Here is a 25,932-nt window from a genome sequence, read left to right as displayed (position 1 = left end):
TGCCGAACACCGTGGTCCACGGCGACCTCCACCCCGCGGCTAGGACCCGGCTTCCTCGCACCTCCACTGGGGGGAGAGACAGAGCGCTGGGCAGCAGGCGGCGGCCGGCCTGTGCGGTGTGTGCTCCCGGCGAGGTGACGACGTCGTGCGTAGCGTGGGCGGCGACGGACGAGAACGAGAGGGTGCCGTGACCCCCGAGGAGAAGCCGAGCAGCACACCGGGCAAAAACCTGCCCGGCCTTGGGCTGAAGCTGGACGAGCAGTTGGAGGGCATCGCGCAGCAGCTGCGCGCACTGGCCAGGGCGAAGGACCGGTTGCAGGGACTGCTGTCGGCGGTGCTGGCCATCGGCGGCGATCTGGACCTGCCGACGGTGCTGCACCGGATCGTCACCACCGCCATGGACCTCGCCGGGGCGCGTTACGGTGCGCTCGGCGTCCTCGCCCCTTCCGGCGACCACCTGGAGCAGTTCATCACCGCCGGCCTCACCGACGTCGAACGCGCCGCGCTCGCGGGAATCGACTTCCCGCACGGCCGCGGCGTCCTCGGCCACCTGATCCACCATCCCGAGCCACTGCGCGTGGAGGACATCCCCTCACACCCGGCCTCGGTCGGATTCCCGCCCGGCCACCCGCCCATGCGCACGCTGCTGGGCGTGGCGATCACCGTCCGCGGCGAGATCTACGGAGACCTCTACCTTTCCGAACGCAGGGACGGCCGGCCGTTCGACGAGGACGACGAGGCCGTCGTACGCGCTCTGGCGGGAGCCGCCGGGATCGCCATCGAGAACGCCCGCCTGTTCGGTTACATGCGCGACAGCGCCGAACAGTTCCAGCGGTTGCTGCTGCCGACCTTGCCCGACCTGACGCCGTTCTCCGGCGCCGCGGTCTACCGCACCGCGGCCGAGCCGGCCGGCGTCGGCGGCGACTGGTACGACGCCGTCGTCCTGCCCGACCGGGCCTGCGCGGCCGTCATCGGCGACGTCGTCGGCCACGACCTGCACGCGGCCGCCGCCATGGCCCAGGCCCGCAACATGCTCCGCGCCCTGCTCTACGACCGCCAGACCCCGCCCAGCTCGGTGCTGACCCAGCTCGACCACACCGTCCACGCCATCACCGACCTACCGGTCACCACCGCATGCCTGGCCAGGATCGAGCCCACCGCTGACGGCTGGACGCTTCACTGGAGCACCGCCGGCCACCTCCCACCGCTGATCCTCACCCCCGACGGGTCCGCCCAGTACCTGCATGCGGAGCCCGGCGTCCCCCTGGGCGTCGACGCCCACATCCACCGCCCCGACCACACCCACGAGCTGTCGCCGGGCACCATCGTGCTGCTGTTCTCCGACGGCCTCGTCGAACACCCCGACCATCCCATCGACGACCGCCTGAACGCCCTGGCGGACCTCGCCGCCGCCCACGCCACCCAACCACTGGACGCCCTGGTACAGGCCCTCGTCGACCACCACCCCAGCGACGGCCACGACGACATGGCCATCCTGGCCGTCCGAACCCCCAGCGGAGGATGACCCTTCGCCCCCGCGGCTCCTACGACCGCTGCCGGGCCCACGGCAAGACCCACACACAGGCCCTCCTCCGCTTCGCCCGCCGCCATGGCCTTCACCACGTTCGTCCTCTTGCAGCAACGGCGGCAGCACTGCGCCGGCCGAAGGGACACCGGTGCTCCTCCTCGGCCGGCTGCACGGCGCCGCACCGCTGACACTGCTGCAGATCCGTACGGACGCTGGCGCATCCGAAGCAGAAGTCGACGGAGGCGGCCTGATCGGCAGCTGTGCACGCTCCGAGGACGAGCACGTCTTCCCTGCACACGGGGCAGCGACTCGGCACTCCGCTGTCGTCGTCGGCCGTCCACTCCCGTCCGAGAACGGCCCAGCTGTACATGTGGGCCGCCTCTTCCGGATTCATGGTGGCCTCACAGAACCGGCAGCAGACCGAGTACACGTCGTCGATACGGGCGGGCGGGTCGCCGGCTCGGGCCTTCACCCAGTCGTCTCCCGCCACGAAGGCCCACTGCCGGCACTCCGGGCACTGGACGGTGCAGGCACGCACCGGGCCGAGCGCGGGCCGAAGATCGCGCATACGCTCGTCCACGTAGCCCTGGATCAGGTGGAGGCCGTCACGGATGCGCTCCAGGTCGGTCAGGGCGTTGCGGCGCTCTTCCTCGTCATTGATGAGCGGGAGCAGGTGCTCGTCGATGAACCGGATGAGGAAGTTCAGCACCTGCGCGGTGGTGCTTTCCACGGTCTTGGCGTTCGCGCGCTCCCCCATCAGGCCGTAATGCTGGAGTGCGTTGCGGCTCTGGGCCAGGGCGAGGAGGGCGTCCTTCTCACGCTTCTTGAAGGTGATGCCGACGATGTTGGTCAGCCGCTGGCGGGTCTCCTCCGGACTGCAACTGCTCAGGGACCCGTCCTCCAGCGCCTGCAGGGTCGCATGCCCGGGCTGGGCGAACACCAGGCTCCAGTGTTCCATCTGCAGACGGGCTTTGAGCAGCACCTCCGCTCCCGCCGCGAGGTGGAGCACGGCGTACTTGAGGTTCCGCGCGGTGACCCGGTCGGCCCCCACCTCCAGGTTCTCCACGACACTGACGAGGTAGTCGAGGCCGTTGGCCACGGGTGGGAAGTGCGGGTCAACGGCCAGCTCTGCGCGCCGGATCCGGCGAGAGGACGGTCCGGTCACCTGCTCCACATACTGCTCAGGCTCCTCCTGGAGCATCTCCATGCTCAAGGCCTCCGACTCGCTCATGCGCCTCTCCCGCTCAGGACCACTTCTGGCCAACCACCCTCGCACGGGAACTTGTACGAGTGCGCTCGCGCCCGTCTTGCCACCGAAGCATGGCAGGGGTCAATCAGGCTGCCAGGCCGCGGTCCAGGAGCTTTGCGGCATGGCCCAGGGTGCCAGGCATGAGGTGTCGGTAGGTCTGTTCTCCCTTCTTGCGATGTCGATCGGGGCGTATTCTTGTGTGGTTCCGTTCCAGCGGAAGACTCCACGGTCGGCCCTTGCGGATCGCGTGCGCCCTCGCGCCGCAGCACCGTCACAGCTTCCCGAAGGCTCGGGGGGCAGCCCGGTGGACGGGGCTGTCCAGGACGGCTCCGACGCCGTGATCACACCAGCCACACTGCATGGGACCATAGCGACCATGTCAGGTCAGGTCTGGGTGTCCCTCATATCCCTCGGCGGCGTGGTACTCGGCGGCATGCTGTCCTACCTCGTGCAGCACAGGACTCAGTCGTCAGCGGAACGTGCCGAGCAGCAACGGCAGCTGAGCGCATTGTCGGAGGCTCGGCGCGCGGAACGGCTGGCGCTGCTGGAGCGGTTCATCGAGGTGGCGGCCGAGGCCGAACGCTCCGCGTTCAGCCGGCCTTCCGAATGGGACGATACCCACCCCTGGTACCTCACGACCCAGGGCGTCATGAACAGGCTGTGGGTCGCAGAGCGGCTCATCCGCGTCCAGTTCCCCCTGCCCGTACATGACGCGGCACGTGCGTACTTCCTCGACCTCAACCGGACGGTGTGGGAAGGCTTGCCCGACGGCGAGAGCGTGCGGGACTACCTGGAGGACAACCGGCTGGCGTTCCTCGACGCGGCCCGATCGGTCATGGGATAGCCCCAGCTGCCGGACCCGCCGAAGATCTTTTCAGGACAGCCCGTAGAACTCCTGACGAAATGACCCGCACCCGCTTCGGCGAGGTCACCCGATCAGGTCCTGGGCGCGCTGGAGGACGTCCATGGCGGGGAGGATGGTGTCGGGGCTGATCGCCGCCGGGCGGTCGGCCCTCGTCGCCGCGAAGAACTCGCGGTTCTGCAGCACGCGGTCCTCCTCGTCCTCGGGGTGCTCGGCCGGGTCGTAGGCGACGCCGTCGCGGTCCCGGACGACGTTCATCTCCACGAAGACGGTCCGGCCCGCCCCCGCCAAGTAGTAGTCGCAGACCTGCGCGGTCTCGTTGGTGTACGAGCCGACGACCGTGCCCACCCGGCCGTCCTCCGTCGTCATCGTCAGCGTGATGTCCAGGGGTTTGCCCGATGTCGGGTCGGGGCGCGTGTGCGCCACCTGGACGTGGACGGTGGACGCGTCCGTGATGCCGAGCAGTCCCAAGGTCATGTCCGTCGAGTGGTTCATGTGGTGCCACAGCAGGTCGTCCGTCCACGAGCGGACGTAGCCGCTCGACCCGACGCGGTCCCGGCGCAGGATCAGATAGCGGGCGAGCACGCTGTCGAAGCGCCGGGTGCCCGCCGCCACGTCGCCGAGGAGGCCGCGCAGGCCCGTGAGGTAGCGGTGCGTGTGCGCGACCATGACGGTGACGCCGCGGGCCCGGGCCAGGTCCGCCAACTCGTGTGCCTCCGCGGCCGACATGGCGAGCGGGATCTCGACGAGCACCGGCTTCCCGGCCAGGATGCAGCGGCGGGCCTGGTCGGCGTGCACGTCGTTCGGCGATCCGAGGATCACCGCGTCGACCGCGTCGTCCGCCAGCGCCTCGTCGAGCGAGGTCCCGTGGTGGGCGATGTCGAATTCCTTGGCGAAGGCGGCGCTCCGGTCGGGGTCGCGGCCCACTACGCGGTGGAGTATCTGGCCTTCCGCCAAAGTGATTTCGGCGTGGAGACGGGCCACCTGGCCGTACCCCACGACGGCGATCCGCAGTGCGTCGGACATCTCTCAGAACTCCTCGGTGGTGATCAGCGCCCGCAGTTCGGCGGCCAAGGCCGGTCCGGCACAGAGGACTCCGGTGCCCCAGGGGGTGCATTCCGCCCCCGCCTCACGGGAGATCAGCGCTCCGGCGGCCCAGTCCCAGCGCTCCAGCTCGTCCTCCAGGAAAGCGTCGAGGCGGCCCGCGGCCACCCACGCCAGGTCGAGGGCCGAGCTTCCTGTCGACCGCACGCTGCGCACGGCCGGCAGCAGTGCCGTGAGGTTGCGCGCCTGACGGGTTCGGCCCTCGGCGGTGTACGCGTACTCCGTGGCCACGACGGCATCGTCCACGGGGCACGGGGGGCGTATCGACAGCCGTGTGTCCCCCAGCCAGGCCCCGCCGCCGTCCACGGCCCAGAACACCTCGTCGCGGTTCGGGTCGTGCACGACGCCGACGCGCGGTTCCCAGCCGTCCTCGACGCGCTCTTCGAGGGCGATGCTGACGGCGAAGTGCGGGATGCCCAGGGCGAGGTTGCCGGTCCCGTCGACGGCGTCGACGACCCATCGCAGCCCGGTGTCGCTCGGGCGGTCCGGGTGGTCCTCGCAGACCAGGCCGACCTGCGTGTCGGAGGCGTCGACGACTTCGAGGATCGCCTCGTTGGAGGCGACATCGGCCGTGGTGACGAAGTCTCCCGGTGCGGACTTCGTCTCGACGATCCTGGCTTCCGCGCGGGCCGACCGGAGAGCGTCCGTCCCGGCTCTCGCCGCTTTCAACGCGCGTTGCAGCCAGGGATCCCAGTTGCTCGCAGAGGCTCCCGGCATGCTCATCGAATCTCCTATCGGCCGTCCGGTGGCGACTGGCGTACTAGATCAACTCGCCCGCGCAGACTAGGCGGAGGAACAGAACGGCACAAGCACGTCAGTTGAGCCCCCTCGCCTCGCGCTTTGATGAAGCGGGCTGTCCGGAACGGGTGGTCCGGTACCCGCGAAGTGCCTCTGACCAGCAAGAACGAAGATGGTCGAGGTCCTTGTTCCTGCCATCGCCGCAGGCGCTTCCCAGGGGAAGGAGCGCATCGGGTCATACCCGCGTGTCCGGATCGAGGGCGGTGGCCGGAACGCGGCCCCGGACGGCACAGCCGAAGCGGCCCGCTCAGAGGAATCGACGAACCGTCACCAAGGCTCCAGGTCCAGGGTTTCGGACAGTTCGAGACATGGGTTTTGGGGGGTATGGCGGAGTGGCGGTGTGTGTGGTCTTGTAAGTGACGTGTAGGTGAGGTCGGTTGCTGTTGTCGCTGGTCGAACCGTCAGTCACAGAGCGGACGTTGTGGAAAATCAGTGGTTCGACGACCCGACGCGGCAACCTCGCATGTCATATGATCGCGAACGTATGCGCAGGGGGGCGGTCCGAAAGCACACCCCTGTTCGGACACGGGCGCAGTGACGTTCCTGTCCGGATCCGTGGCGCATCGCCCCCGGTCGCGGCAGTCCCGCTCCGTCCGTTCACGACGCGCGCAGGGCGTTCCGTACGCGCCGGTGGTCCTCACAGCGCATGAAAGGTGGACATGACGGCGCTCAGTACTGGCAGTGCGGGACTCAACGTGACGAACCTCGAACGTTCCGTCGACTTCTATCGGCGGTCCCTGGGGTTCGACGTCATTCGGCAATCGACCGGACCGGTGAATCGCTATGCGCTCATGGGATCCGACGGTGTCGTCCTGCTGACTCTGTGGGAGCAGTCCTCCGGCGCGTTCCCGGTGAACCGGCCCGGTCTGCATCACCTCTCCTTCGAGGCGGCCACCCTCGACGACCTGCGGGCGGCGGAGAAGCGTCTTCGGGCGGCCGGTGTGCCTCTTCGGGACGATGACGGCAGCAGTGAAGATGCCGCCTCTGCGGGGCAGTTGTTCTTTGCCGATCCCGACGGCATCCGGCTGGAGATCTACACCGACGATCCTGCCGTGCCGCAGGGCCCCACCCCTGCCCTTCCCCGCTGCGGCTACTTCGACGACGGTGCGTGAGGGGGGCCCATGGCGAGAAATCCCTGGTTCCCCTATCCCGTACGCGAGGGCGCGCTGCACCTCGTCTGCCTTCCGCACGCGGGAGCCGGCGCCTCCTCCTACCGGTCCTGGGCTTCGACGGCCCCCGAGGGGCTGTCGGTCTGCCCGGTCCAGCCGCCCGGTCGGGAGGGGCGCGGTGCGGAAGTCGCGTACGACGACGTGGCCGCCTTCGTCCGTGACCTCGCGCCCGTCCTGCTCGACACCGTACCCCGTCCCTTCGCGCTGTTCGGGCACAGCACCGGTGCCCTGACCGCGTACGAGCTGGCGCGCGAACTGCGCCGTCTCGGCGCGCCGATGCCCCGGCACCTCTTCGTCGCGGGCCGTCGCGCGCCGCACCTCCCCATGCCCCGGACGAATCTCGGGAACGCGTCGGTCGACACCCTGCGCGAGACCCTCCGGAAACTGGGGGGAACCCCGCAGGCGGTGCTGGAGCAGGACGGGCTGCTACGGCACCTGCAGCCGCTGCTGGCGGCGGACTTCCATCTGAACGAGTCGTACGAGTTCCCCGGCGACGAGCCGCTGGACGTGCCCATCACCGCCTTCCCGGCCCTCCATGACAGCGGGGCGGGGGTCGCCGAGATGGGGCCGTGGAATCTGCACACCACGTCCGACTTCTATCAACTGGAGCTGGACGGAGGGCACTTCGCCGTGTTCGATCAGGCCGCTCGGGTCCAGGCCCACATGATGCAGCAAGCCGAACCGAGCCGAGAGCAGGTCGTGCGATGAGGTCGTACATCGGGGACAAGATGTGTTCCATGTCGGGGCTGCGCGTCATCATGGACGACATCGCGGCGGTGACGAGCCGTTCGCCCCACCACTGGCTGAACCTCGGCATCGGCAACCCCGCGCCCCTCCCCGAGCTGACCGCCTTCTGGCAGCGGCACGTGCGGCAGGCGCTGGACGACGACTTCGAGGGGCTCAGCTGCAGCTACGGGCCGTCCCGGGGGCTTCCGGTGCTCCTCGACGCGGTCGTGGAGTACTTCAACCAGCGCCTCGGCTGGGACATCGACGCCTCCAACGTCATGGTCGGCCCCGGCAGCCAGATGCTCTGCTTCATCGCCGGAGCGCTCTACACCGGCCGGTCCACGGCAGGTGAACGGTCCCTGGTCCTGCCCGCGCTGCCCGACTACACCGGCTACGAGGCGTCGAGCCTGCACAACAGCCTGGTGGGCATACCCAGCGAGGTCGTCCACTCCGGCGACCACCGCTTCCGCTACGTGCTGGACACGGCGGCGGTGCAGCAGACGCAGGGTGCCGGCGTCTTCCTCGCGTCGAACCCCAGCAACCCCACGGGCCGTTCGCTGACCCAGGCGGAACTCGACGCGATCGTCAAGGTCGCCGGTGCGCAGGACGCGCTGACCATCGTGGACAACGCCTACGGAGAGCCGTTCCCCGGCATCGCGGTCACCCACACGCCGCCCCCGGCCAACGGCGTGCTCAACTGCTTCAGCTTCTCCAAGGCGGGGCTGCCCGGCGAGCGCCTCGGGATCGCGATCGGACCGGCCGAGGTCGTCAAGGACATGGTCGCGTTCCTCGGGAACACGGCCCTCCACGCCCCCCGGCTCGCCCAGTACGCGGTGGCGCAGGCCCTGAAGAGCGGCGACGAGCTGGGAGAGATCGTCTCCGGGACCATCCAGCCCTTCTACACCGCGCGCTGGGAGCTCGCCTCCGAGCTGTTCCGCGAGAACCTTCCCGCGGACCTGCGCTGGTACCTGCACGAGGGCACGCGCGGCATGTTCTCGTGGCTGCACATCGACGAGCCGTGGTTCGACGACCTGCGGCTCTACGACCTCATGAAGGACCGGCACACCTTCGTGGTCCCCGGCTCGTACTTCTTCGCGGGGACCACGTCGCCGGAGGCCGTCGAGCACGGCCGCCGGTGCGTGCGGATCAGCCTCAGCGCCCGGGAGGCGGACCTGCGTCAGGGCATCGCCCGGCTGGGCGATGCCCTGAGGGTCATGGCGTCGTAGCGGGAGAGCCGAGGAGCTCTGCGAGCCGTCCCGGAGTCACCGTGGTGTCGGCGGTCACCGCCGCCACCACGGTCGCCCACTGGGCCATCATCCGCTCGGCCTCCTCCGGCGTGAAGCAGCCGGTCGCGTAGTCGGCCCGCACGAGGTACTGGTCGCCGGACTCGACGACGTACTGGCACCAGTCGAACTTGGGCCAGGCGGCACCGACGTACACGCGCTCGCACCGCAGCCCGGGGAGGACGAGCTCGCCCGGGTCGTCGTCGATGACGAGGACGACCCGGGCGAGGTTGTCGCTGGAGCGCAGGCTCTGCGCGGACCGGAGGTTGCTGCTGATCGCCGCGTACGGCGTCTGGCGGTGCCGGAGCGTGGTGAGGACGTTCTTCTTCGTCGTGGCGCAGGCCTCGGCGAAGGACATCGTCCGAGGCACGTGCACGCGGAGCGGCATGAGGTCCGTCAGACAGCCGAACATCCGGTCGAGCTCGGCCGCGCCTCGGCGCGAGGTCGGCGTGCCGAGGACGACGTCCTCGACCTCCACCGTCGCCGAGAACGTCATGGCCATCGCCGCGGCGAACACCACGTGCGGCGTCGTCCGCAGCGCCCTGGCCGTGTCCCGTACCGCCTTGCGCGTCTCCGCGGGCAGCACCACGCTCACCATGTCGGTGCCGGGTCCCCGCCGGGGCGGCAGCGGACGGGGGTACGGCGGGAGCTGCGGCAGCGGCGTCACGTCCGCGAGGTAGTCCGCCCAGAAGTCCAATGCCGCCGGGGAGACACCGGCGGCTCGCTGGGCGACCGCGTAGGCGCCGGGCTCCATGGCGAGCGGAGGAAGCGCGGGCGCCTCTCCGGTGACCTGTGCGGTGTAGAGCGCGCCGAGCTCCTCGTTCAGGACCGACAGCGACACGTCGTCGACGATGATGTGGTGCACCTGGACCAGCAGGACGTGGTCCAGCGGGGAGCGCTCGTAGAGCGTGGCCCGGTACGGCGAGCGGGTGAGGTCCAGCGGACGGCGCCCGGCCTCCCGCAGCACCGCTTCGAGCTCACCGCCCGGCCACTGCTCCCGTTCCATCTCGCTCGGCGGCTCCGGCGCGAAGCGCTGGACCGTGCCGCCGTCCTCCAGGAGGAAGCGGGTGCGCAGGGCCGCGTGCCGCAGGACGAAGGCTTCCCAAGCCCGCCGCAGCGCCTCCGGGTCCAGCGGTCCTTCGATCCGCTGGGCCCAGGTCTCCAGATACGGCGAGCGCTGCCGGAAGAGCTGCTCCGAGATCCAGATCGACTCTTCCTCGAACGTCAGCGGATAGGCCTCGTCGGTCACCGGCGGCCCCGCTCGCCCAGGGCCCGCAGGTCGACCTTGCCGTTCGCGCTGATCGGCAGGGCGTCGAGGCGCTCCATCGCGGTCGGGATCGCGTACGCGGGCAGCATCGTCGCCAGCTGCTTCCGCAGCTCGCGCGGGGTGAGGCCGGCGTGGTCCGCGTCGGTGCTGTAGTACAGCGCGATGTGCTGGACCTGGCCGTTGTCGTCCCTGACCGCCACCGCCGCGCAATTGCGGACGGCCTCGACGCGCCGGGCTGCGCTCTCGATGTCGCCGAGTTCGAGCCGGTTGCCGTTCAGCTTGATCTGGCGGTCGATGCGGTCGCGGTAGTGCAGCACTCCCTCCGAGTCGAACAGGCCCATGTCGCCGGTGCGGTACGCGCGCCGGGTCCCGCCGTCGACCTCGATCTCGATGAACTTCGTCCCGGTCAGGACGGGGTCGTTGACGTACCCGAGCGCCAGCCCGTCACCGGTGACGAGGATCTCGCCGGTCTCCTTGGCGGGCGCGGGGCTGCCGTCGTCCCGGACCACGACGACGTCCGTGCCGGGCACGATCCGCCCGAGCGGGATGCCGCCCGGCACCGACAGGTCGGCCGGGCCCATCCGGTGCAGCGTCGTCAGCATGCAGTTCTCCGCCGGCCCGTACCCGTTCCAGATCGGGACGTCGGCGAAGCGCTCGAGGTAGCGGCCCACGTGCGCGGGCGACTGCTTCTCCCCGCCGACGTAGAGCTGCTTCAGGCCCGCGAAGCACTCGACGTCCTCGTCGACGAAGAGGTTGAACAGGGAGGTCGTCAGCCACAGCGTGTCGACCCCCTCGTCCGCGATCAGCGCCCGCAGGCGGCGGGGCATGAGGTGGTCCTCGCCGACGATCACACTGGTGCCGCCGGTGGAGAGCTGGCCCCAGAGCTCGAAGGCGTACATGTCCCACGGCAGCGGCGCCGCCTGCGGGGTCACGTGACCGGGCCCGAAGCCGTCGAGGCCGGCCGTCCCGAACATCCGGGTGACCGCCCGGTGCGTCGTGACGACGCCCTTCGAGACGCCGGTGGTGCCGGAGGTGAAGAAGACCGTCGCGGCGTCGTCGAGCGACACCTCGGGCGAGTTGTACGGGGCCGGGTCCGCGGCGGCGGACACGACGGACTCCGGGGCGATGACCCGGACGGGGCGGCCCTCGATGTCGCCGGGCGTGCGGCCCACCACGACCGGGGCGTCGAGCTGGTCGAGGATCGAGGAGACTCGCGAGACCGGCCACCGGGGATCGATTCCGGTGTACGCGGCCCCGCACGCGAGCACGCCGAGCTGCACGGCCACCAGCTGGGCCGACCGGGGGAGCATCAACGCGACGATGTCACCCTGCTGGACGCCCCAAGAGGACAGCAGACGGGCGTAGTTGTCGCCCGCCTCGGCGAGCGTGCGGTACGAGACGCGCTCGGTGTCGTGGACCAGTGCGATGGCGTCGGGGTTCGCCGAGGCGATACGTCGGACGGCCAGATGAAGGGGGAGTCGCGTCGACATCGCGTCAGCTCTCCGTAGCGGCCGCAGAGTTGGCGCCGCGCAGCTCCGCGACGAAATCGACCAGCCGGTCGTTCTCGAGGAGCGTGAGGGGGTCGACGGTCAGGCCGGTCTCCTGCTCCGTACGCGCGCAGATCCGGATCGCCTGCATCGATCCGCCGCCGAGGTCGTAGAAGCTGTCCTCGCGCCCCACCTTGTCGATGCCGAGCACCGAGGCGATGATCTCCGCGACCTGCTTCTCCAGCGGGTCGGTGGGGGGCGTGTAGGGGGCGTCGGTCAGTTCTTCGCGGAGGTCGGGCATGGTCTTTTCCTCTTCTCGTCGTGCCGCCGCGGCGGAAGGCCGGGCGGCGGGCGTACTACCGTCCGGTCCCGGAGCGGAGCGCTCGTGGCTCGCCCCGGGCGGTACGGTGATCAGGCGGGGCCTCCGGCGGGCGCGGGGACGAAACCGAGCGCGTCCCCCAGGAAGTCCAGCGACAGTTCGAGGCATCGGGCCACCGTGTCGGCGCGGCGGAACCCGTGGCCCTCGCCCGCGAACGCGACGTACTGGTGGGGCACGCCGTGGCGTTCGAGCTCGGCCCGGAAGGCCTCGGCGAGCGGGGTGGGCACGATCGGGTCGTCGAGCCCCTGGAGCAGGAGGACGGGCGCGGTCACGCCGGCCACGTGGGCGAGCGGCGAGCGCTCCTCGTACAGCTTGTCGGTCTCCGGGAGGGGGCCGATGAGGCCGTCGAGGTAGCGCGATTCGAAGTCGTGCGTGTGCTCGGCCATCAGCCGGGCGTCGGTGACTCCGCAGGAGGAGATCCCCGCCGCGAAGACGTCGGTCGTGGCGAGGGAGGCGAGGACGGTCCAGCCGCCCGCGCTGTGGCCCTGCACAGCCAGGCGCCTTCCGTCCGCCTCTCCGGCTTCGGCCAGACGGCGGGCCGCGAGCGCGGTGTCGGCCACGTCGACGACACCCCACATGTCCCGCAGTCTCTCGCGGTACTCACGGCCGTATCCGGTGGAGCCGCCGTAGTTCACGTCGAGCACGCCGACGCCCCGGCTGGTCCAGAACGCGATGCTCGCGGTGCCCAGGACCGTGGACCGGGCCGTCGGACCGCCGTGCGCCATCACGACGTACGGGGGCTGCTCGTCGGCCGGGCCCTGGACCGTCGGGTGGTGAGGCGCGTAGACGATGGCGTGGACCTCGCGGCCCTGCTCGTCGACGAAGGTCCTCGGCCGGGCGGGGGAGAGGTACGCGGCGGACGGGAAGCCCTCGGTGAGCAGCCGCACCGGGGTGACCGCGCCGGTCTCCAGGTCCACCTGGCGCAGTCCCCGGGGCTCGCGGGCGCCGCCGCCGACGATCAGGGCGCGCCTGCCTTCGGCCTCGACGTCGACCAGGGCCACGGTCTCCAGACCGGGCAGGTCGAGGTCGCGGACGGCGCCTGTGGCGAGGTCGACGAGGCAGAGGGTGTCGACGCCCCGGGTGCGGACGGCGAGGAGGCGGTTGCCGGGAAGCACGCCGTACCAGCGGGGGCGGAGCTTCCAGAGGGGGCCGCCGACCTCGTGCTCGCCGGGGTGCAGGGCTTCGGGGCCGTCGGATCCGAGGGTGAGCCGGTAGAGGTTCCACCAACCGGACCGGTCGCTGATCACGACGAGCGATCCGTCGTCCAGCCATTCCGGCTGGAGAACCGACTCCGTCGTCGAGCCGAGGACGACGCGCGCAGCGCCGTACCCGCCGTGCTCGTCCCGCTCGGATATCCGCAACTCCGTCCCGTCCCAGGGCATCTGCGGATGTTCCCAGGAGATCCACGCGAGCCGGGAGCCGTCGGGCGACTGACGCGGGAAGGCGACGAACCGGGAGCCGCCGGCCAGGCGCTCGACCTTTCGGGAGTCACCGACGTCGCCGTCGACCGGTACGGACACGATGTCGCGGACCACGTCCTGCGCCGTGAGCGTCTCCCGCACGCAGATGACGTGAGATCCGTCATGGCTCGCGGACAGGTCGCCGAAACGCACCGAGAGAGCCGGGTCGACGGCCGCCGTGATCGGTTCCGGCGATCCGCCCGGAGTGAGGCGGTAGAGCCGCTGGTCGTCGTACTGGACGAAGACCAGCGTCTCGCCGACCGCCGTCCACGCGCCGCCGCCGTATTCGTGGACACGGGAACGGGCGTCCCACGGCGCGGCGAGCAGTTCCTGGGTGCTGCCGTCGGGCGACTGGCGGCAGACCGTCACCCGGCCGCCCTCGTCGGGGCGGCTCTCGGCCCACCACGGCCGGCCCAGGACGTACTGGGCGCCGTCGCCGAGCGAGGCCGAGGCGGCCGCGACGCCCCTCGGGGTGACCGGTGACGGCCACGATCCGTAGGGCAGCACCTTGCCGATCTCCATGCTTCCCCCAAGTAGCATTTGAGACATAGTTGTTGGACGTAGGTGAACGGCAGATCCTTGGCAGGAGTCATGTCAAACCTGCAACTTGGGCGCCGACTTGGACCGGTCGATTCCGCCAACGGTTCCGGTCCGCTCAACTGGGCGGGAAACCGCGCTGCGTTCGCTCGGTGAGAAGGTAGCCGACCTGCGTGAGGCTTTGAAGTATCGCATGAGCACGTGGTGTTGAGACTGCCGCTGGTGGCGGAACCTGCGGCTTCAGGGTAGTCCTTGACCTCGAACAGTACGCTGAGGCGCGTTCGTTCGTGCCCTCACGGGCGGCCGTGCATCCTTCTTCTGATTGCTGACGCGTCGTCAAGAACTGTGTGTTCAACCAGTTTCAGATCGAGCAGATCGTAGCTATGCCCTCTGGATCTTGCGCGCTACGATCTGGATTGGCAGTGTGGATCGTAACGGGGGTGTGACCACCATGGCCGACAGCAGGCTTCCCGAGGGCTGCGCCAGCGCAGACTCGGTTCTCGACACCTTGAGGGCGGTAGCCGTACGGAATCCGGCTTCTTCCGCCGTCGTGGGTGAATCGGGGCAACTTACTTATGAGGAGCTGCTTGAGCGCTCCGGAACGCTCGCAGCAGAACTGACCGCCATAGGAGTGGGACCCGGCGACCGTGTCGTCGTGGTGCAACCGCCGACGCTGTCGATGATTGTGTCGGTGGTCGCCGTCATGGCCGCCGGTGCGGCATACGTTCCGGTCGACGCCTCGCAGCCCGAGGCGCGCATCCGCGCGATCGTCGAGGATTCCGGGGCCGTGGCCGTCTTGTCCGATATGGGGGAGGCGCTGCCGTATTCGGCGAATGCCGGGGTGCCGGTCGTATCGGAATCCATGGCGGTGGCGAACCGGCGACAGCCGGAATGGAAGAGTCCCGATCCCGAGGGTGCGGCATACGTCGTCTATACCTCCGGCAGTACCGGTGAGCCCAAGGGCGTCCTGGTCGGCCACGGCCAGCTCGCCTACTCCACGGCGGCCCGCCGATCGGTGTATCCGGGCATCGACCGTTTCCTTCTGGTGTCGCCCCTCGCCTTCGATTCGTCGGTGGCGGGCATCTGGGGCACCCTGACCTCCGGTGGATGCCTGGTCGTCGCATCCGATCAGCAGCGTCGCGACCCGGCCGAACTGGCTGCCCTCATCGGCCGATTCGATGTCACGCATACGCTGATGATTCCCGCGATGTACCGCATGGTCATCGACTCCGCGGCCTCCGGGCAGGGGAATCTTGCATCCCTGCGGTCGGTCACCGTGGCCGGCGAAGCGTTGGACGATTCGCTGATTCAGCGGCACTTCGAGGCCGTTCCCGGCGCGGAGTTGGTGAACGAATACGGACCGAGCGAGGCCACGGTCTGGGCCTCCTTCCGCCGGTACACGGAGCCCGCCCCTTCGACGATCGGACAGGCCGTCCCCGGTACCCGGTTGTACGTGCTCGACAAGCAGCAGAAGCCGGTTGCCGAAGGCGAGCCCGGAGAGTTGTGCGTCGCCGGTCCCGGAGTGGCGCGCGGATACCTCAACCGCCCGGCCGCCACCGAAGCCGCCTTCCTCGCGGACCCGTGGGGCGGACCGAATGAACGCCTTTACCGCACAGGCGACCTGGTGCGCCGGAACGAGAGCGGCGAACTGGAGTTCCTCGGCCGCGTCGACCGCCAGGTGAAACTGCGCGGCCAGCGTTTGCAGCTCGAAGCCGTGGAACTGGTTCTGCGCGCCGTCGACGGCGTCGCGGACGCCGCGGTCCTCACCGACGCCGAACGCGTCACGCTCGTCGCACATCTGCGGCTGGAGGAGGGCGCCGACGAGGCGGCCGTGCGCAAGGCCGCCGCGGAGGTCTCGCCCGCCGAGTACCGGCCCGACCGCATTCACCTTCACGCGGACTTCCCCGTCACGACCAACGGAAAGGTCGACCTGGCGCTCCTGGAACGGAGCGTCCGGGAAACCGGGGCGAAGGAGAACGAGAAGGCCAATGAGGAACGGCAGAATTGCGAGGACCTGACCGAGCGGGTCATCGCGGCCTGGCGGGAGGTCCTCGGCGTCGAGACCGTTCCTCCGGACGTCAATTTCTTCGATCTCGGCGGCAGTTCGCTGACCCTCATGAAGTTGCAGGGCGCGCTCGAACGCCATACGGGACGACACGCAACCGTCGTGTCCCTTTTCCGGCACACGACGGCCACCGCGCAGGCAAAGGTCCTCCTGGAGGGGGGCGACACCGCAATGACTGACCGTGGTGACCGCGTCCGGCGGCAGGCGCGGCGCCGGGTACGGTCGGAGGGAGACCGCATATGACCGTCACGCAGGACTGGCTCCGGTGCGTGACGCCCCGGCCGGAGGCCGCCGTCCGACTGATCTGTCTGCCGCACGCCGGCGGATCGGCGTCCTTCTACGCCGGCTGGGGCGCGCTGCTCCCGCAGGCCGAGGTGCACGCCGTCGCCTACCCCGGCAGGGCGCACCGCTTCGACGACCCGCTCGCCGAGGACCTGGTCGAGATGGCCCGCGAGATCGCCGACGCGATCGCCCCGCTGGCCGACAAGCCGCTGGCCCTCTTCGGCCACAGCATGGGCGCCGCCGTCGCACTCGAGACGGCCCGGGCCCTGGAAGCGGTCGGCATCCGCGTGGCGCACCTGTTCGCCTCCGGTTCGCGCAACGGCCCGCTGCCCGGCCCGCTGCCGCCGCCGTCGGAGGACCCGGCGGAACTGGTCGAGCAGCTCGTCCGACTCGGCGGCACCGACCCTGAGCTCGCGAAGGACCCCGACTTCCAGGACCTCGTCCTTCCCTACACCCTGGGCGACGGCAAGCTGTTCCACGCGTACCGCATGAGCGAAGAACCACTGCTGCGCTGCCCCGTGACCTGCGTCGTCGGCGATGCCGACGACGACGCCGACATCCGTCCATGGGCGAAGATCGCCCCCGAGGGCTTCGTCGAGCACATCGTCGCGGGCGACCACTTCTACCTCTCCGAGTCACCCCCCCACGAGATCATCGCGGCCACCTTGGGCGGTCACGGCGAAGGACAGGACGCATGAGCCAGACCATCGGACACACCGACGCCACCGAGAACGACGCGGCGCGCGTCCGCGACTCGAAGTACGTGTGGCACCCGTGGTCGCGCAACGAGGTCGAGCGCGACCGGCTGATGATCGTCCGGGGCGAGGGCTCGCGCGTCTGGGACGCCGCGGGACGCGAGTACATCGACGCCTCCTCCCTGAACTCCACGGTGGGCTACGGCAACGAGGACGTCATCGCCGCCGCCACCGAGCAGCTCCGCACCCTCCACGGCGTCGACATGTCCGCGACCAACCACCCGGTCGCCGGCCGTCTCGCCGAGGTCCTCGCCGGGTACCTGCCCGAGAGCCTCTCGCGCACCCTGCTGCTCAACAGCGGCTCGGAGGGCATCGAGGCCGCCCTGATGATCGCCTCCTGCTACCGGCGGATCACCGGCGACCCCCGCAACCGCGTCATCACCTTCGCGCAGGGCTACCACGGCTCCACGGTCCTCACCCGGACGCTCAGCGGACTCGTGCCGACCGGCCACCCGTTTCAGCAGCCGATCGAGGTCACCCGGGTCACGCTGCCGCTGCCCGCGGCGGAACTGCGCACCCCCGAGGCCGCCAAGGTGCTCGCGGCCGCCTTCGCCGAGGCCCTCGCCGACGGCGACGCCCCCCTCGCGGTGGTCGTCGAGCCGTTCCTGAACGTCGGCGGAGGCATCGTGCTGCCGCCGGGATTCCTCACCGAGCTCCGCGCGCTGTGCGACGACGCCGGCGCCCTGCTGATCTTCGACGAGATCTTCACCGGCTACGGCCGCACGGGGAAGATGTTCGCCTTCCAGCACGAGGGCGCCGCACCGGACATCCTCGTGTCGAGCAAGGGCCTGGGCGGCGGCTACGCCCCCATCTCCGCGGTGACGGCACGCCAGGACATCTACGCGGCCTTCGCCGACGACGAGATCATCGGCGGCCTGCGGTACGGCCACACCACCGCCGGCCACGCCACCGCCTGCGCGGTCGCGATCGCCACCCTCGGCGTCATGGAGCGCGAGCGCCTCGTGGAGAACGCCGAGGAGCGGGGCCGCGAACTCCTCAAGCTGATCGAGCCGCTCCGTACCCTCCCCGGCGTCGTGGACACCCGCGGCCTCGGCCTCGTCGGCGTCGTCGAGACGGCCGACATGGCCACCGCGGCCGCCCTCGTCGTCAGCTGCCAGGAGCACGGGCTCATGGTGCGGCAGCAGGCCGCCTCCGTCCTCGTCTGCCCGCCGCTGACCCTCACGAGTGCCGAGGTCGAGGAGATCGCCGAGCGGATCACCACCGCGACCCGCGCCCTCGCGTCGGAGCAGTCCACGGAGCAGTCCATATGAGCGCGGGCATCGATCCCGAAGCCTCGCTCCACGTCCAGGCGGCGATCAGCGCCAAGCGCGAGGGGCGGACGCTGACCGAGGAATCGGTACGGCGCCTGGTGCACGACTTCGTCGACGGCCGGATCGCCGACCACCAGATGTCGGCCTGGCTGGCGACCGTCGCCTGCACGGGCATGGACCTCAGCGAGACGGCCGCCCTCGCCCTCGCGTACGTCGACACCGGCAAGCGGCTCCAGCTCGGAAACCCGGCCCGCCCGGTGGTCGACAAGCACAGCACGGGCGGAGTGGGCGACAAGGCCACCCTGATCGTCGTCCCCGTCGTCGCCGCCTGCGGCGTGCCCGTGGTCAAGCTCAGCGGACGCGGCCTCGGATACGCCGGCGGGACCGTCGACAAGCTGGAGTCCGTGCCCGGCCTCCGGCTCGCGCTGGACGCCGACGAGCTCCGAAGCGTCGCCGCCCAGGCCGGCATGGTGATCGCCGGACAGAGCGACGACCTGGCCCCGGGCGACGCCGTCACGTACTCCCTGCGCGACGTGACCGCGACGGTGGAGAGCATCCCCCTGATCGCCGCCAGCATCATCAGCAAGAAGCTGGCGGTCGGCGCCGACCGCGTCGTCCTCGACGTGAAGTACGGCGACGGCGCCCTCATCGCCGACTACGACGCGGCGGCCGAACTCGCCCGGACCATGGTCGGTCTCGGCGGACGCCTCGGCCTGCGGTGCGAAGCCATGCTGACCGACATGACCCAGCCCATGGGCCGGGCGGTCGGCAACGCCCTGGAGATCAAGGAAGCCCTCGCGGTCCTCGGCGGCGAGCACGTCAGGGGAGTCTCCGAGACCTGCGCCCTGCTCTCCCGGGTCATGCTCCAGAGCGCCCTTCCGGAGCTGTCGGACGAGGCCGCCGACGAGCGGGTCGCCGAGGCGATCTCCTCCGGTGCCGCGCTCGAACAGTTCCTGCGCTGGGCGGAGCTCCAGGGCGCGGACCGGGCCTGCCTGGAAGACCCGGGACTCCTCCCGGCCGCGCGTGACGTCACGGAGGTCCGTGCCGACCGCGACGGCTGGATCCACGAGGTCTCCGCGCGCCGCATCGGCGGGGCCGGGCTGCGCGTCGGCGCGGGCCGGATCTCCGCCGACGCCCCCCTCGACCACGGGGCGGGCATCCTCGTGAACCACCGCATCGGCGACCACGTGACGGCAGGCACCGTCCTGGCGGAGATCCACCACAACGGCGGCGACGTGCGCCCGGCCGTCGATGAGGTCACCCAGGCCTTCGTGATCCGTGATCAGCAATGCACACCACCCCTCGCGGTGCGGGACCGCATCCGGTCGAACGACGTGGCGGACGCTCCGTGAACGAGCCGAGGGATGCCTTGACCATGCACGACACCGAGACCACGCACGACACCCAGACCACGCACGACACCGACACCCCACACGGCACCGAGATCTCGTACGGTTCCGGGGCCGCGTACGGCACCGAGGCGTTCACCGCCGAGCTGACGCGTGCCGCCGCGCATGTCACCCCGGCCTTCGCCGACCTCCCGGACCGGCCGCTGACCGCCCGGGGCGCCTCGGAACTCTCCGGCGCCGCGGGCAAGGAACTGGCCCGCCGGTACGACGCCCACGGCTTCGCGATCGTCGAATTCACCGACGAGCGGGTCACCGAGGAGACCCACCTGCTGGCCTGCAAGGCGCTCGGCCTCGGCGAGCCCTTCGTCCCGAAGCTCTACACCCTGGGCAACCGCGTCGCCCCGCCGGTCTCCGTCATCTCGGCCGGCGTGAACGCCGGTACCGAGGCGGCGAACCACCCGTCCTTCGGCCGCTCCGTCGGCCAGGAACTGCACGTCGACGGCACGCTCCAGCCCATGGGCCTGATCAAGGCCACGCTGATGTCCTGCCAGACGCCGGCGGTGCAGGGCGGCGTCAACACCTTCTTCGACTCGGTCGGCGCCTACGCCGAGCTGCTGCGCACCGACCTCCCGGCGGCCCTCACCCTGGCGCACCCCCGGGTGCTGGTGCGACGCGCCAACATCAACGGCAGCGACGAGGCGAAGACCGGCCCCGTGTACGCGGTGATCGAGGACCGGCTCGTCGGCCACTACTGCCTGACCGACACCGACTCCTTCCGGACGGTCGACGACGTGTCCCCCGAGGACTTCGCGCGCGGCCTCGCGGCCCTCGCCGAGGCGGCCCGGCCGGGATCGCCGTACTACCGCACGGTCAGGCTGCGGGAGAACCAGGCCGTCATCTTCGACAACACCCGCCTCTCCCACGGGCGTACGGCCTACGAGGACTCCTCCGTCAACCGCCGCTGCCTGTTCCGCACGCTGCACGTCCGCCATCCGCAGCCGGAGTCGGCGTCATGACGGCCGCCGAGACCCTCCGGGTCCCGCCGGTCGACCACGAACTGGCCGGGCCGTTGCGGGACATCCTGAGCCGACGCCCGTCGTCCATCACGCCCGACCGCATCCTGGCCGACCGCAAGCGCGTCGCCGAGGCGCGGCTGACCGACGCGGAGATCACCCGGGACGGCGCCTTCACGCTCACGACGGAGAAGCTCCTCGACCGCGACCCCTCGGGGGCGGTCTCGGTGCTGATCGCGCGACCGACGGGCGCGACCGGGCCGGTGCCCGTCGCGTACGCCATCCACGGCGGCGGGATGTTCGCCGGGCACAACCGGAGCGCCGAGCTCAGCCGCGATCTCGACCAGGCTCAGGAACTGGGCATCGCGGTGGTGAGCATCGACTACCGGCTCGCCCCCGAGCACCCCGACCCGACCCCCGTCGACGACTGCTACGCGGGTCTGGTCTGGACGATCGAGAACGCGGACCGGTTCGGGCTCGACCCGGAGCGCGTCTTCGTCACCGGCGCCAGCGCCGGAGGCGCCCTGGCCGCCGGCGTCGCGCTGAAGGCACGGGACACCGGTGAGGTGTCGGTCATGGGACAGCTCCTGCTCTGCCCCATGACCGACGACCGCGTCGACTCCCGCTCCTCCCGCCAGATGGACGGACACGGCATCTGGGACTCGACGTCGAGCGTCACGGGCTGGACCGCCCTCCTCGGCGACCGCAGGGGCGGACCCGACGTCTCGCCCTACGCGGCCCCGGCCCGCGCCGCGTCCCTGGCCGGGCTGCCGCCCGCGTACGTGGAGGTCGGTGCCTTCGAGGCACTGCGCGACGAGACCATCTCGTACGCCGCACGCCTCAGCGCCGAGGGCGTCGACGCCGAACTGCACGTCTGGGGAGGGGCGTTCCACAGCTTCGACGAGTGGGTGCCCGACGCGACGGTCTCCCACACGGCCCGGCGTGCACGGGCCGACTGGCTGCGGCGGCTGTTCGCGGCCGCGGACCGTACGGACCACATGAACGACACGAATCACGTGACGAGTTGAACGAGTTGAACGAGTTGAACGACAGAAATGTGAGTGCGATGACTGACGCCGAGAACAACAACCGCCCCGTCCTCAAGGGCTTCTGGGAGATGACCGACGGGTCGGGCAGCAGCGTCACCGACTCCTCCGGCAACGGCCTGACCCTCACGACGGCCGGCGAGGCGAACTGGGTGAGCGGCCCGGAGGGCACCGCCGGTGCCCTCTCCTTCAGCGACTCGCTGAGCTTCGCCAGCGAGAGCGGCGCCGTGGCCACCGACCAGAGCTTCAGCGTGGCCGCCTGGCTCCGCCTGGACAGCGCCCTCACCGGCGCCGAGCCGGCCTTCCCGAAGGACTGGTACGCCTGGACCGCCGTCGCGCAGAACGGCTCGTACCACAGCCCCTTCTACCTCGGCGTGCGGAACATCGAGTACGGCGGTGAGGGCACCGGCGACTTCCACATGCACTGGAACTTCACCGTCTCCCCGATCGACGGCTCGGACGACGGCCCCGTCGACTGGATCCACGCGCACTCCTCCAAGGAGCTCGCGTCCGCAGAGGTCGACCAGTGGGTCTTCGTCGTCGGCGTGTACGACCTCGAGGCCGGCGCCGCGCGCATCTACGTGCCGACCCATGCCGACCGCGGCGAGGAGAAGCTCCCGGAGGGCTGGCCGAAGTGGAACGGCGACCTGAGCGTCCAGCTCGGACACGCCTGGTTCCGTGACGAGTACGTCGACCAGTGGCCCGGCTCGGTCGGCCCGGTCCGCATCTACTCCGGCGTCCTGACCGAGGCCGACGCGACCAGCCTGTACGAGCGCGGTCGGCTCGCGGGCGAGTAGGCGCGGAGACGAACGAAGTGAGCAACGACGCAGGCCGTCGCCCGGCGCTTTCGCGCGGGGCGACGGCCTCCGGCCGTGAGGGGCCGCTGTCCTGGCAGCAGGAGGGCCGGCTGCGCCGGGCCGTCCTGCGCGGCGGCGAACGGCCGCTGAACCTCGTCACGGCCCTGCCGCTGGGCGAGGACCTGACCGACGAGGAGATCCGCCGCCGCCTTGAGCTGATCACGGCACGGCAGGACGCCATGCGGATCGTCGAGCTGTCGCTCGACGAGGGACGGCTCTTCTACGCGGACGAGATCGAACTGCCGCTGGCGTCGGCCGACCTGGCCTCGCCCGACGAGCTGAACGCCTTCGTCCGCCAGAACGAGCGCACGCCCTTCGACGGCTCCGGCGCACCGCTGTGGAACGCCACGCTGGTCACCCTCCCGGACGGCTCGGACGGCCCGGCCAGGTATCTGGTGGTCGGCATGGACCACCTGATCACCGACGGCCTGAGCCAGCAGGCGGTCACCGATCTCCTGCTCGCGCCGATGCCCGGCGCCGAGGTGCCGTCCGGCTCGCACCACGACTGGGTGCGCTGGCAGCGCGAGACCTTCCCGGACCCCGCCGAGGGGATCGGGCCGTCCCACGAGTTCTGGGCCGCCCGGCTGAAGGACACCACGCCCGACCAGGCCCTCAAGGTGCCCTTCTGCATCGCCCCGGAAGGGGAGCCGAGCGGCAGGGTGTGGAGCCTGCGGCGGCCGGCGCCGGTCCCGGCGTCCCGGCTGAAGCGGGCGGCAGCCAAGCTCCGTACGACGCCCTTCGTGCTCGTCCTCGGCGCGGTGGCCTCCACGGCCGTCGCGATGGGCGCCGAGCCGGACGTCACCTTCCGGGTCAACATGACCGGGCGCCCGATGGCGCACCTGGACACGCTGGGCTGCTTCTCCGACAACATGCCGGTGCGGCTGAGCGGGCCGGACCTCAGTGCACCGCTGACCGCCGTGCGGCACGCGCGGGAGACCTGGATGAGTCTGGTGCCCCACCAGACGACCCCGTGGGACTACCTCCTTCAGGCCTTCGGCGGGCCGGGCGACGACACGCTCACCCGGCGTCCGGCGCAGTGGCTGGTGAACTACATGCCGTGGGAGCAGCCGTCCCACGGGCTGCCGCCCGTGGAGACCTCCGGCGAGTACGAGTCGTTCATGGGGACGTTCCAGGTCGTCGCCATGATGTACGACGACGACACGTGCCGTCTGGAGTGCGAGTTCGATCCCACGCGGTTCGACGTGGCCGCGAGCGAGGAGTTCCTGACCCGGCTGTGCGCGACGCTCGCGGACCTCTGCGAGCAGCTGACCGGCTGAGCGGCCGGGCGACGCGAGGGGGCTCCCCGCCGTCATGGCGGGGAGCCCCCTCTCCTTCCCTTCTCCGGATCAGCGCGGCATCGCCTGGAACCACAGTGCTCGCTCGCGGGGGTCGGTCCCGGCGCGCTGCCGCGTCGGCACCTCGTCCCCCTGGAACGCGGAGTAGTGGTCCGGGCGGCTGGTCAGCACGCCCTCGCCTCCGGTGATGTTGGGCAGGGCGGCGGCGAGTTCCGCGATGCGTGCCGAAGGGATGAAGCCGACCAGGCGGGTGTAGCCGAGGGACTCCGTGACGGACTCCGTGGTCGCGCCGAGCCGCCCGAGCGTCTTCATGAGCATCCGCAGCGTCGGCTCGGGCGTCTCCAGCTCGAACCGCTCGATCGGCTGGCAGACCTGCGTCCTGGCCTTCTCCAGGCAGGCCATGAGGACGACGGGCGCCAGGTTGCGGAAGTCGGCGCCGACCGTGGACATCGCCTTGTTGAAGCTCTGGTGCGCGTGGCTCTGGCGCGGGCAGTAGCCGGAGGCCGTCATGGTCACCTTGCAGTCCGTGACGGGCCAGCCGTGCAGGCCCTGTTCCAGGGCCCACCGCACGCCCTCCTCGCAGGCGCTGATGAAGGCCGCGGGCAGGTTTCCCCGCTCGATGCCCGGGTGGAAGGTGATCCCGCTACCGGTCTCGCCGGCCTCCAGCCGCAGGCCGAGCGTGGCGAGGTAGGGGTTGCCGTCCTTGTCCATCTCCTCGAGGGCGGTCGCCGAGCCGAGGACGCGCTCGATGCAGATCACCGAGGTGTCGCGGAAGACCGTGCGGACGCCGAAGCGCTCCTCCAGGACGGTGACGACGACCTCCTTCTGCACCTCCCCGTGGATGCGGATGCGCGCGCTGCCGTCGAGCTCGTCGAGCCTCGGCTCGATGAGCGGGTCCTCGTCTCCCAGGACGCTGAGGGCGGTGAACAGCGCGCCGCGCTGGGTGGGGTCCACGGGCTCCAGCGCCGCGACCATCGTCGCCGGGGGGAACTTCGGGGGGAGCCTCGGCGGTGGGGTGCCGATGACGTGTCCGATGCGGGCGGTCGACAGGCCGCGTACCGCGACGATGTCGCCGCTGAACGCCCGCCGGGCGACGGCGAGTCCGCCCGGCCCGGGGATGCAGAGCTCGGTGACGCGCTCGGCCTTGGTCGCCGACACCGGGATCGTGTCGCGGATCGCGAGTTCGCCGCCCCACAGGCGCATCCAGACCCGCCTGCCGCGCGCGTCGTGGTCGACGGAGAAGACGGTGGCCGACCGGGCGGTGCCGGGCCTGCCCGTGGACCCGTCGGCGTACCCCTCCTCGGGATCCGCCTCGGCCCCTTCCGCCGTCCCCGCCACGGCCCCCTCCGCGAGCCCGCTCACGTGCTCCTCCGAGGGCTTCAGGAGCGAGGTGATCGCATCCTGGAGGTCCTCGATCCCTGCGCCGGTGAAAGCCGAGCCGCAGAGCACCGGGAACAGGGCCCCGGCCGGGACCGCGCGCCGCATCGCCGCGCGGATCTGCTCCGGTGCGATCTCCTCGCCCTCCAGCCACGCCTCCATCACCGTGTCGTCCACGTCGGCGACCGTCTCCACCAAGGACGCGTCGTCGAGGGGCAGCGCCTCGGCGCGTGCGTCCGCACGGCCCTGGCCGATCGCCCGGCTCAGCGGCAGGGCGGCAGGGGAGAGGCGGCGGCGGATCTGCTCGACGACCCGGTCCACGTCGGCGCCACCACGATCGATCTTGTTGATGAACAGCACGGTGGGCACGTTCATGCGGCGCAGCGCGCGCCAGAGGATGACGGTCTGCGGCTGCACGCCCTCGACGGAGGACAGCACGAGCACCGCCGCGTCCAGCACGTGCAGGGACCGCTCCACCTCGGCGATGAAGTCCGGGTGCCCCGGGGTGTCCAGGATGTTGACGGGCACGTCGCCGATCTGGAGCGAGGTCACCGCGGCCCGGATGGTGATGCCCCGGCGGCGTTCCAGATCCATGGAGTCGGTACGGGTGGTGCCGTCGTCCACGCTGCCGATGTGGTCGACCACTCCCGCCTCGAACAGGAGACGTTCGGTGAGACTTGTCTTCCCGGCGTCGACGTGCGCCAGGATTCCAAGATTGATCGGGGGCATAAAGCTCCATCGATGGGTGCGAACTGGCAGTCACATGTGTTCAG

The 25,932-nt window shown here is 70.7% G+C and carries 21 protein-coding genes and 2 pseudogenes; 13 read left to right on the top strand and 10 right to left on the bottom strand.

Annotated elements, in window-relative coordinates:
• Positions 1-271 precede the first annotated feature (271 nt).
• Positions 272-1,525 carry a PP2C family protein-serine/threonine phosphatase gene (locus LG632_RS02495; protein WP_374203382.1) on the top strand — a complete coding sequence of 418 codons (1,254 nt, stop codon included), beginning with the start codon at positions 272-274 and terminating at the stop codon, positions 1,523-1,525.
• Between the two features lie 91 nt (positions 1,526-1,616).
• Here the strand turns inward: LG632_RS02495 and LG632_RS02490 are convergent, their stop codons facing one another.
• Both LG632_RS02490 and LG632_RS02485 read right to left on the bottom strand, forming a co-directional pair.
• Positions 1,617-2,759 carry a serine/arginine repetitive matrix protein 1 gene (locus LG632_RS02490; RefSeq protein ID WP_226724654.1) on the bottom strand — a complete coding sequence of 381 codons (1,143 nt, stop codon included), beginning with the start codon at positions 2,757-2,759 and terminating at the stop codon, positions 1,617-1,619.
• Between the two features lie 226 nt (positions 2,760-2,985).
• A pseudogene (locus tag LG632_RS02485) lies at positions 2,986-3,131 on the bottom strand (IS5/IS1182 family transposase); the annotation flags it as partial.
• A 22-nt stretch (positions 3,132-3,153) separates the two neighbouring features.
• Here LG632_RS02485 and LG632_RS02480 point away from each other — a divergent pair.
• A complete protein-coding gene (locus LG632_RS02480) occupies positions 3,154-3,621 on the top strand; it encodes a hypothetical protein (RefSeq protein ID WP_226724652.1) in 468 nt (155 codons plus the stop codon).
• 84 nt (positions 3,622-3,705) lie between these two features.
• Here the strand turns inward: LG632_RS02480 and LG632_RS02475 are convergent, their stop codons facing one another.
• Entirely contained in the window at positions 3,706-4,665 is a 960-nt protein-coding gene (locus LG632_RS02475; RefSeq protein WP_226724650.1) for a Gfo/Idh/MocA family protein, read from the bottom strand.
• A gap of 3 nt (positions 4,666-4,668) precedes the next feature.
• Positions 4,669-5,466 carry an inositol monophosphatase family protein gene (locus tag LG632_RS02470; protein WP_226724649.1) on the bottom strand — a complete coding sequence of 266 codons (798 nt, stop codon included), beginning with the start codon at positions 5,464-5,466 and terminating at the stop codon, positions 4,669-4,671.
• Positions 5,467-6,200: 734 nt separating this feature from the next.
• On the opposite strand from LG632_RS02470, the gene LG632_RS02465 reads away from it, so the two are divergent.
• The 3 genes from LG632_RS02465 to LG632_RS02455 are packed head-to-tail and all read left to right on the top strand — an operon-like array spanning position 6,201 to position 8,662.
• Positions 6,201-6,653 (top strand): VOC family protein, encoded by a 453-nt coding sequence (locus tag LG632_RS02465; RefSeq protein ID WP_226724647.1) that lies wholly within the window; start codon positions 6,201-6,203, stop codon positions 6,651-6,653.
• 9 nt (positions 6,654-6,662) lie between these two features.
• A complete protein-coding gene (locus LG632_RS02460; protein ID WP_226724645.1) occupies positions 6,663-7,418 on the top strand; it encodes a thioesterase II family protein in 756 nt (251 codons plus the stop codon).
• Between the two features lie 29 nt (positions 7,419-7,447).
• On the top strand, positions 7,448-8,662 hold the full coding sequence (locus LG632_RS02455) for an aminotransferase class I/II-fold pyridoxal phosphate-dependent enzyme (RefSeq protein ID WP_226724643.1): 1,215 nt from the start codon (positions 7,448-7,450) through the stop codon (positions 8,660-8,662).
• Here LG632_RS02455 and LG632_RS02450 read toward each other — a convergent pair.
• From LG632_RS02450 to LG632_RS02435, 4 genes are all read right to left on the bottom strand, one after another.
• Positions 8,649-9,968, bottom strand: a complete 1,320-nt coding sequence (locus tag LG632_RS02450) for a condensation domain-containing protein (RefSeq protein ID WP_226724642.1) — start codon at positions 9,966-9,968, stop codon at positions 8,649-8,651. The two genes, LG632_RS02455 and LG632_RS02450, sit on opposite strands and share 14 nt — an antisense overlap.
• Entirely contained in the window at positions 9,965-11,476 is a 1,512-nt protein-coding gene (locus LG632_RS02445; protein ID WP_226724641.1) for an amino acid adenylation domain-containing protein, read from the bottom strand. The genes LG632_RS02450 and LG632_RS02445 overlap by 4 nt, the downstream gene beginning before the upstream one ends.
• Positions 11,477-11,480: 4 nt before the next feature.
• Positions 11,481-11,774, bottom strand: coding sequence for a phosphopantetheine-binding protein (locus tag LG632_RS02440; RefSeq protein WP_226724640.1), 294 nt, complete (start codon positions 11,772-11,774; stop codon positions 11,481-11,483).
• A gap of 110 nt (positions 11,775-11,884) precedes the next feature.
• Complete coding sequence (locus tag LG632_RS02435; RefSeq protein WP_226724639.1) at positions 11,885-13,852, bottom strand: S9 family peptidase; 1,968 nt, start codon at positions 13,850-13,852, stop codon at positions 11,885-11,887.
• A 448-nt stretch (positions 13,853-14,300) separates the two neighbouring features.
• On the opposite strand from LG632_RS02435, the gene LG632_RS02430 reads away from it, so the two are divergent.
• Genes LG632_RS02430 through LG632_RS02395 form a run of 8 tightly spaced genes read left to right on the top strand, consistent with a single transcriptional unit; the run spans position 14,301 to position 23,764 of the window.
• On the top strand, positions 14,301-16,157 hold the full coding sequence (locus LG632_RS02430) for a non-ribosomal peptide synthetase (RefSeq protein ID WP_226724712.1): 1,857 nt from the start codon (positions 14,301-14,303) through the stop codon (positions 16,155-16,157).
• Positions 16,154-16,894, top strand: a complete 741-nt coding sequence (locus LG632_RS02425; RefSeq protein WP_226724638.1) for a thioesterase II family protein — start codon at positions 16,154-16,156, stop codon at positions 16,892-16,894. The genes LG632_RS02430 and LG632_RS02425 overlap by 4 nt, the downstream gene beginning before the upstream one ends.
• A complete protein-coding gene (locus tag LG632_RS02420; protein ID WP_226724637.1) occupies positions 16,891-18,222 on the top strand; it encodes an aminotransferase family protein in 1,332 nt (443 codons plus the stop codon). The genes LG632_RS02425 and LG632_RS02420 overlap by 4 nt, the downstream gene beginning before the upstream one ends.
• Positions 18,219-19,574, top strand: coding sequence for a thymidine phosphorylase (locus LG632_RS02415; RefSeq protein ID WP_226724636.1), 1,356 nt, complete (start codon positions 18,219-18,221; stop codon positions 19,572-19,574). The genes LG632_RS02420 and LG632_RS02415 overlap by 4 nt, the downstream gene beginning before the upstream one ends.
• A 23-nt stretch (positions 19,575-19,597) precedes the next feature.
• On the top strand, positions 19,598-20,587 hold the full coding sequence (locus LG632_RS02410) for a TauD/TfdA family dioxygenase (RefSeq protein ID WP_226724635.1): 990 nt from the start codon (positions 19,598-19,600) through the stop codon (positions 20,585-20,587).
• Positions 20,584-21,612 (top strand): alpha/beta hydrolase, encoded by a 1,029-nt coding sequence (locus tag LG632_RS02405; RefSeq protein ID WP_226724634.1) that lies wholly within the window; start codon positions 20,584-20,586, stop codon positions 21,610-21,612. The genes LG632_RS02410 and LG632_RS02405 overlap by 4 nt, the downstream gene beginning before the upstream one ends.
• A gap of 38 nt (positions 21,613-21,650) precedes the next feature.
• Positions 21,651-22,427, top strand: coding sequence for a LamG-like jellyroll fold domain-containing protein (locus LG632_RS02400; RefSeq protein ID WP_226724633.1), 777 nt, complete (start codon positions 21,651-21,653; stop codon positions 22,425-22,427).
• A 17-nt stretch (positions 22,428-22,444) separates the two neighbouring features.
• Positions 22,445-23,764: a condensation domain-containing protein gene (locus LG632_RS02395; protein ID WP_226724632.1), complete on the top strand. Its 1,320-nt coding sequence runs from the start codon at positions 22,445-22,447 to the stop codon at positions 23,762-23,764.
• A 69-nt stretch (positions 23,765-23,833) separates the two neighbouring features.
• On the opposite strand, the gene LG632_RS30785 is transcribed toward LG632_RS02395, so the two are convergent.
• Complete coding sequence (locus LG632_RS30785) at positions 23,834-24,493, bottom strand: hypothetical protein (RefSeq protein WP_445271381.1); 660 nt, start codon at positions 24,491-24,493, stop codon at positions 23,834-23,836.
• A gap of 726 nt (positions 24,494-25,219) precedes the next feature.
• Positions 25,220-25,888 (bottom strand): annotated as a pseudogene (locus LG632_RS30780) (GTP-binding protein); the annotation flags it as partial.
• Positions 25,889-25,932 lie beyond the last annotated feature (44 nt).

Origin of the sequence: Streptomyces antimicrobicus (assembly GCF_020532625.1) — a bacterium.
GTDB classification, from domain to species: domain Bacteria; phylum Actinomycetota; class Actinomycetes; order Streptomycetales; family Streptomycetaceae; genus Streptomyces; species Streptomyces antimicrobicus.
The sequence above is the reverse complement of the archived record's forward strand: the minus strand, read 5'-3'. Positions and strand labels throughout refer to the sequence as shown.

What these genes read in the sequence shown, in the direction of transcription:
- LG632_RS02490 (WP_226724654.1), bottom strand. Translation starts at nt 2,759, where the DNA reads ATGAGCGAGTCGGAGGCCTTGAGCATGGAGATGCTCCAGGAGGAGCCT.
- LG632_RS02480 (WP_226724652.1), top strand. Translation starts at nt 3,154, where the DNA reads ATGTCAGGTCAGGTCTGGGTGTCCCTCATATCCCTCGGCGGCGTGGTA.
- LG632_RS02475 (WP_226724650.1), bottom strand. Translation starts at nt 4,665, where the DNA reads ATGTCCGACGCACTGCGGATCGCCGTCGTGGGGTACGGCCAGGTGGCC.
- LG632_RS02470 (WP_226724649.1), bottom strand. Translation starts at nt 5,466, where the DNA reads ATGAGCATGCCGGGAGCCTCTGCGAGCAACTGGGATCCCTGGCTGCAA.
- LG632_RS02465 (WP_226724647.1), top strand. Translation starts at nt 6,201, where the DNA reads ATGACGGCGCTCAGTACTGGCAGTGCGGGACTCAACGTGACGAACCTC.
- LG632_RS02460 (WP_226724645.1), top strand. Translation starts at nt 6,663, where the DNA reads ATGGCGAGAAATCCCTGGTTCCCCTATCCCGTACGCGAGGGCGCGCTG.
- LG632_RS02455 (WP_226724643.1), top strand. Translation starts at nt 7,448, where the DNA reads ATGTCGGGGCTGCGCGTCATCATGGACGACATCGCGGCGGTGACGAGC.
- LG632_RS02445 (WP_226724641.1), bottom strand. Translation starts at nt 11,476, where the DNA reads ATGTCGACGCGACTCCCCCTTCATCTGGCCGTCCGACGTATCGCCTCG.
- LG632_RS02440 (WP_226724640.1), bottom strand. Translation starts at nt 11,774, where the DNA reads ATGCCCGACCTCCGCGAAGAACTGACCGACGCCCCCTACACGCCCCCC.
- LG632_RS02435 (WP_226724639.1), bottom strand. Translation starts at nt 13,852, where the DNA reads ATGCTACTTGGGGGAAGCATGGAGATCGGCAAGGTGCTGCCCTACGGA.
- LG632_RS02430 (WP_226724712.1), top strand. Translation starts at nt 14,301, where the DNA reads ATGGCCGACAGCAGGCTTCCCGAGGGCTGCGCCAGCGCAGACTCGGTT.
- LG632_RS02425 (WP_226724638.1), top strand. Translation starts at nt 16,154, where the DNA reads ATGACCGTCACGCAGGACTGGCTCCGGTGCGTGACGCCCCGGCCGGAG.
- LG632_RS02420 (WP_226724637.1), top strand. Translation starts at nt 16,891, where the DNA reads ATGAGCCAGACCATCGGACACACCGACGCCACCGAGAACGACGCGGCG.
- LG632_RS02415 (WP_226724636.1), top strand. Translation starts at nt 18,219, where the DNA reads ATGAGCGCGGGCATCGATCCCGAAGCCTCGCTCCACGTCCAGGCGGCG.
- LG632_RS02410 (WP_226724635.1), top strand. Translation starts at nt 19,598, where the DNA reads ATGCACGACACCGAGACCACGCACGACACCCAGACCACGCACGACACC.
- LG632_RS02405 (WP_226724634.1), top strand. Translation starts at nt 20,584, where the DNA reads ATGACGGCCGCCGAGACCCTCCGGGTCCCGCCGGTCGACCACGAACTG.
- LG632_RS02400 (WP_226724633.1), top strand. Translation starts at nt 21,651, where the DNA reads ATGACTGACGCCGAGAACAACAACCGCCCCGTCCTCAAGGGCTTCTGG.
- LG632_RS30785 (WP_445271381.1), bottom strand. Translation starts at nt 24,493, where the DNA reads ATGGACAAGGACGGCAACCCCTACCTCGCCACGCTCGGCCTGCGGCTG.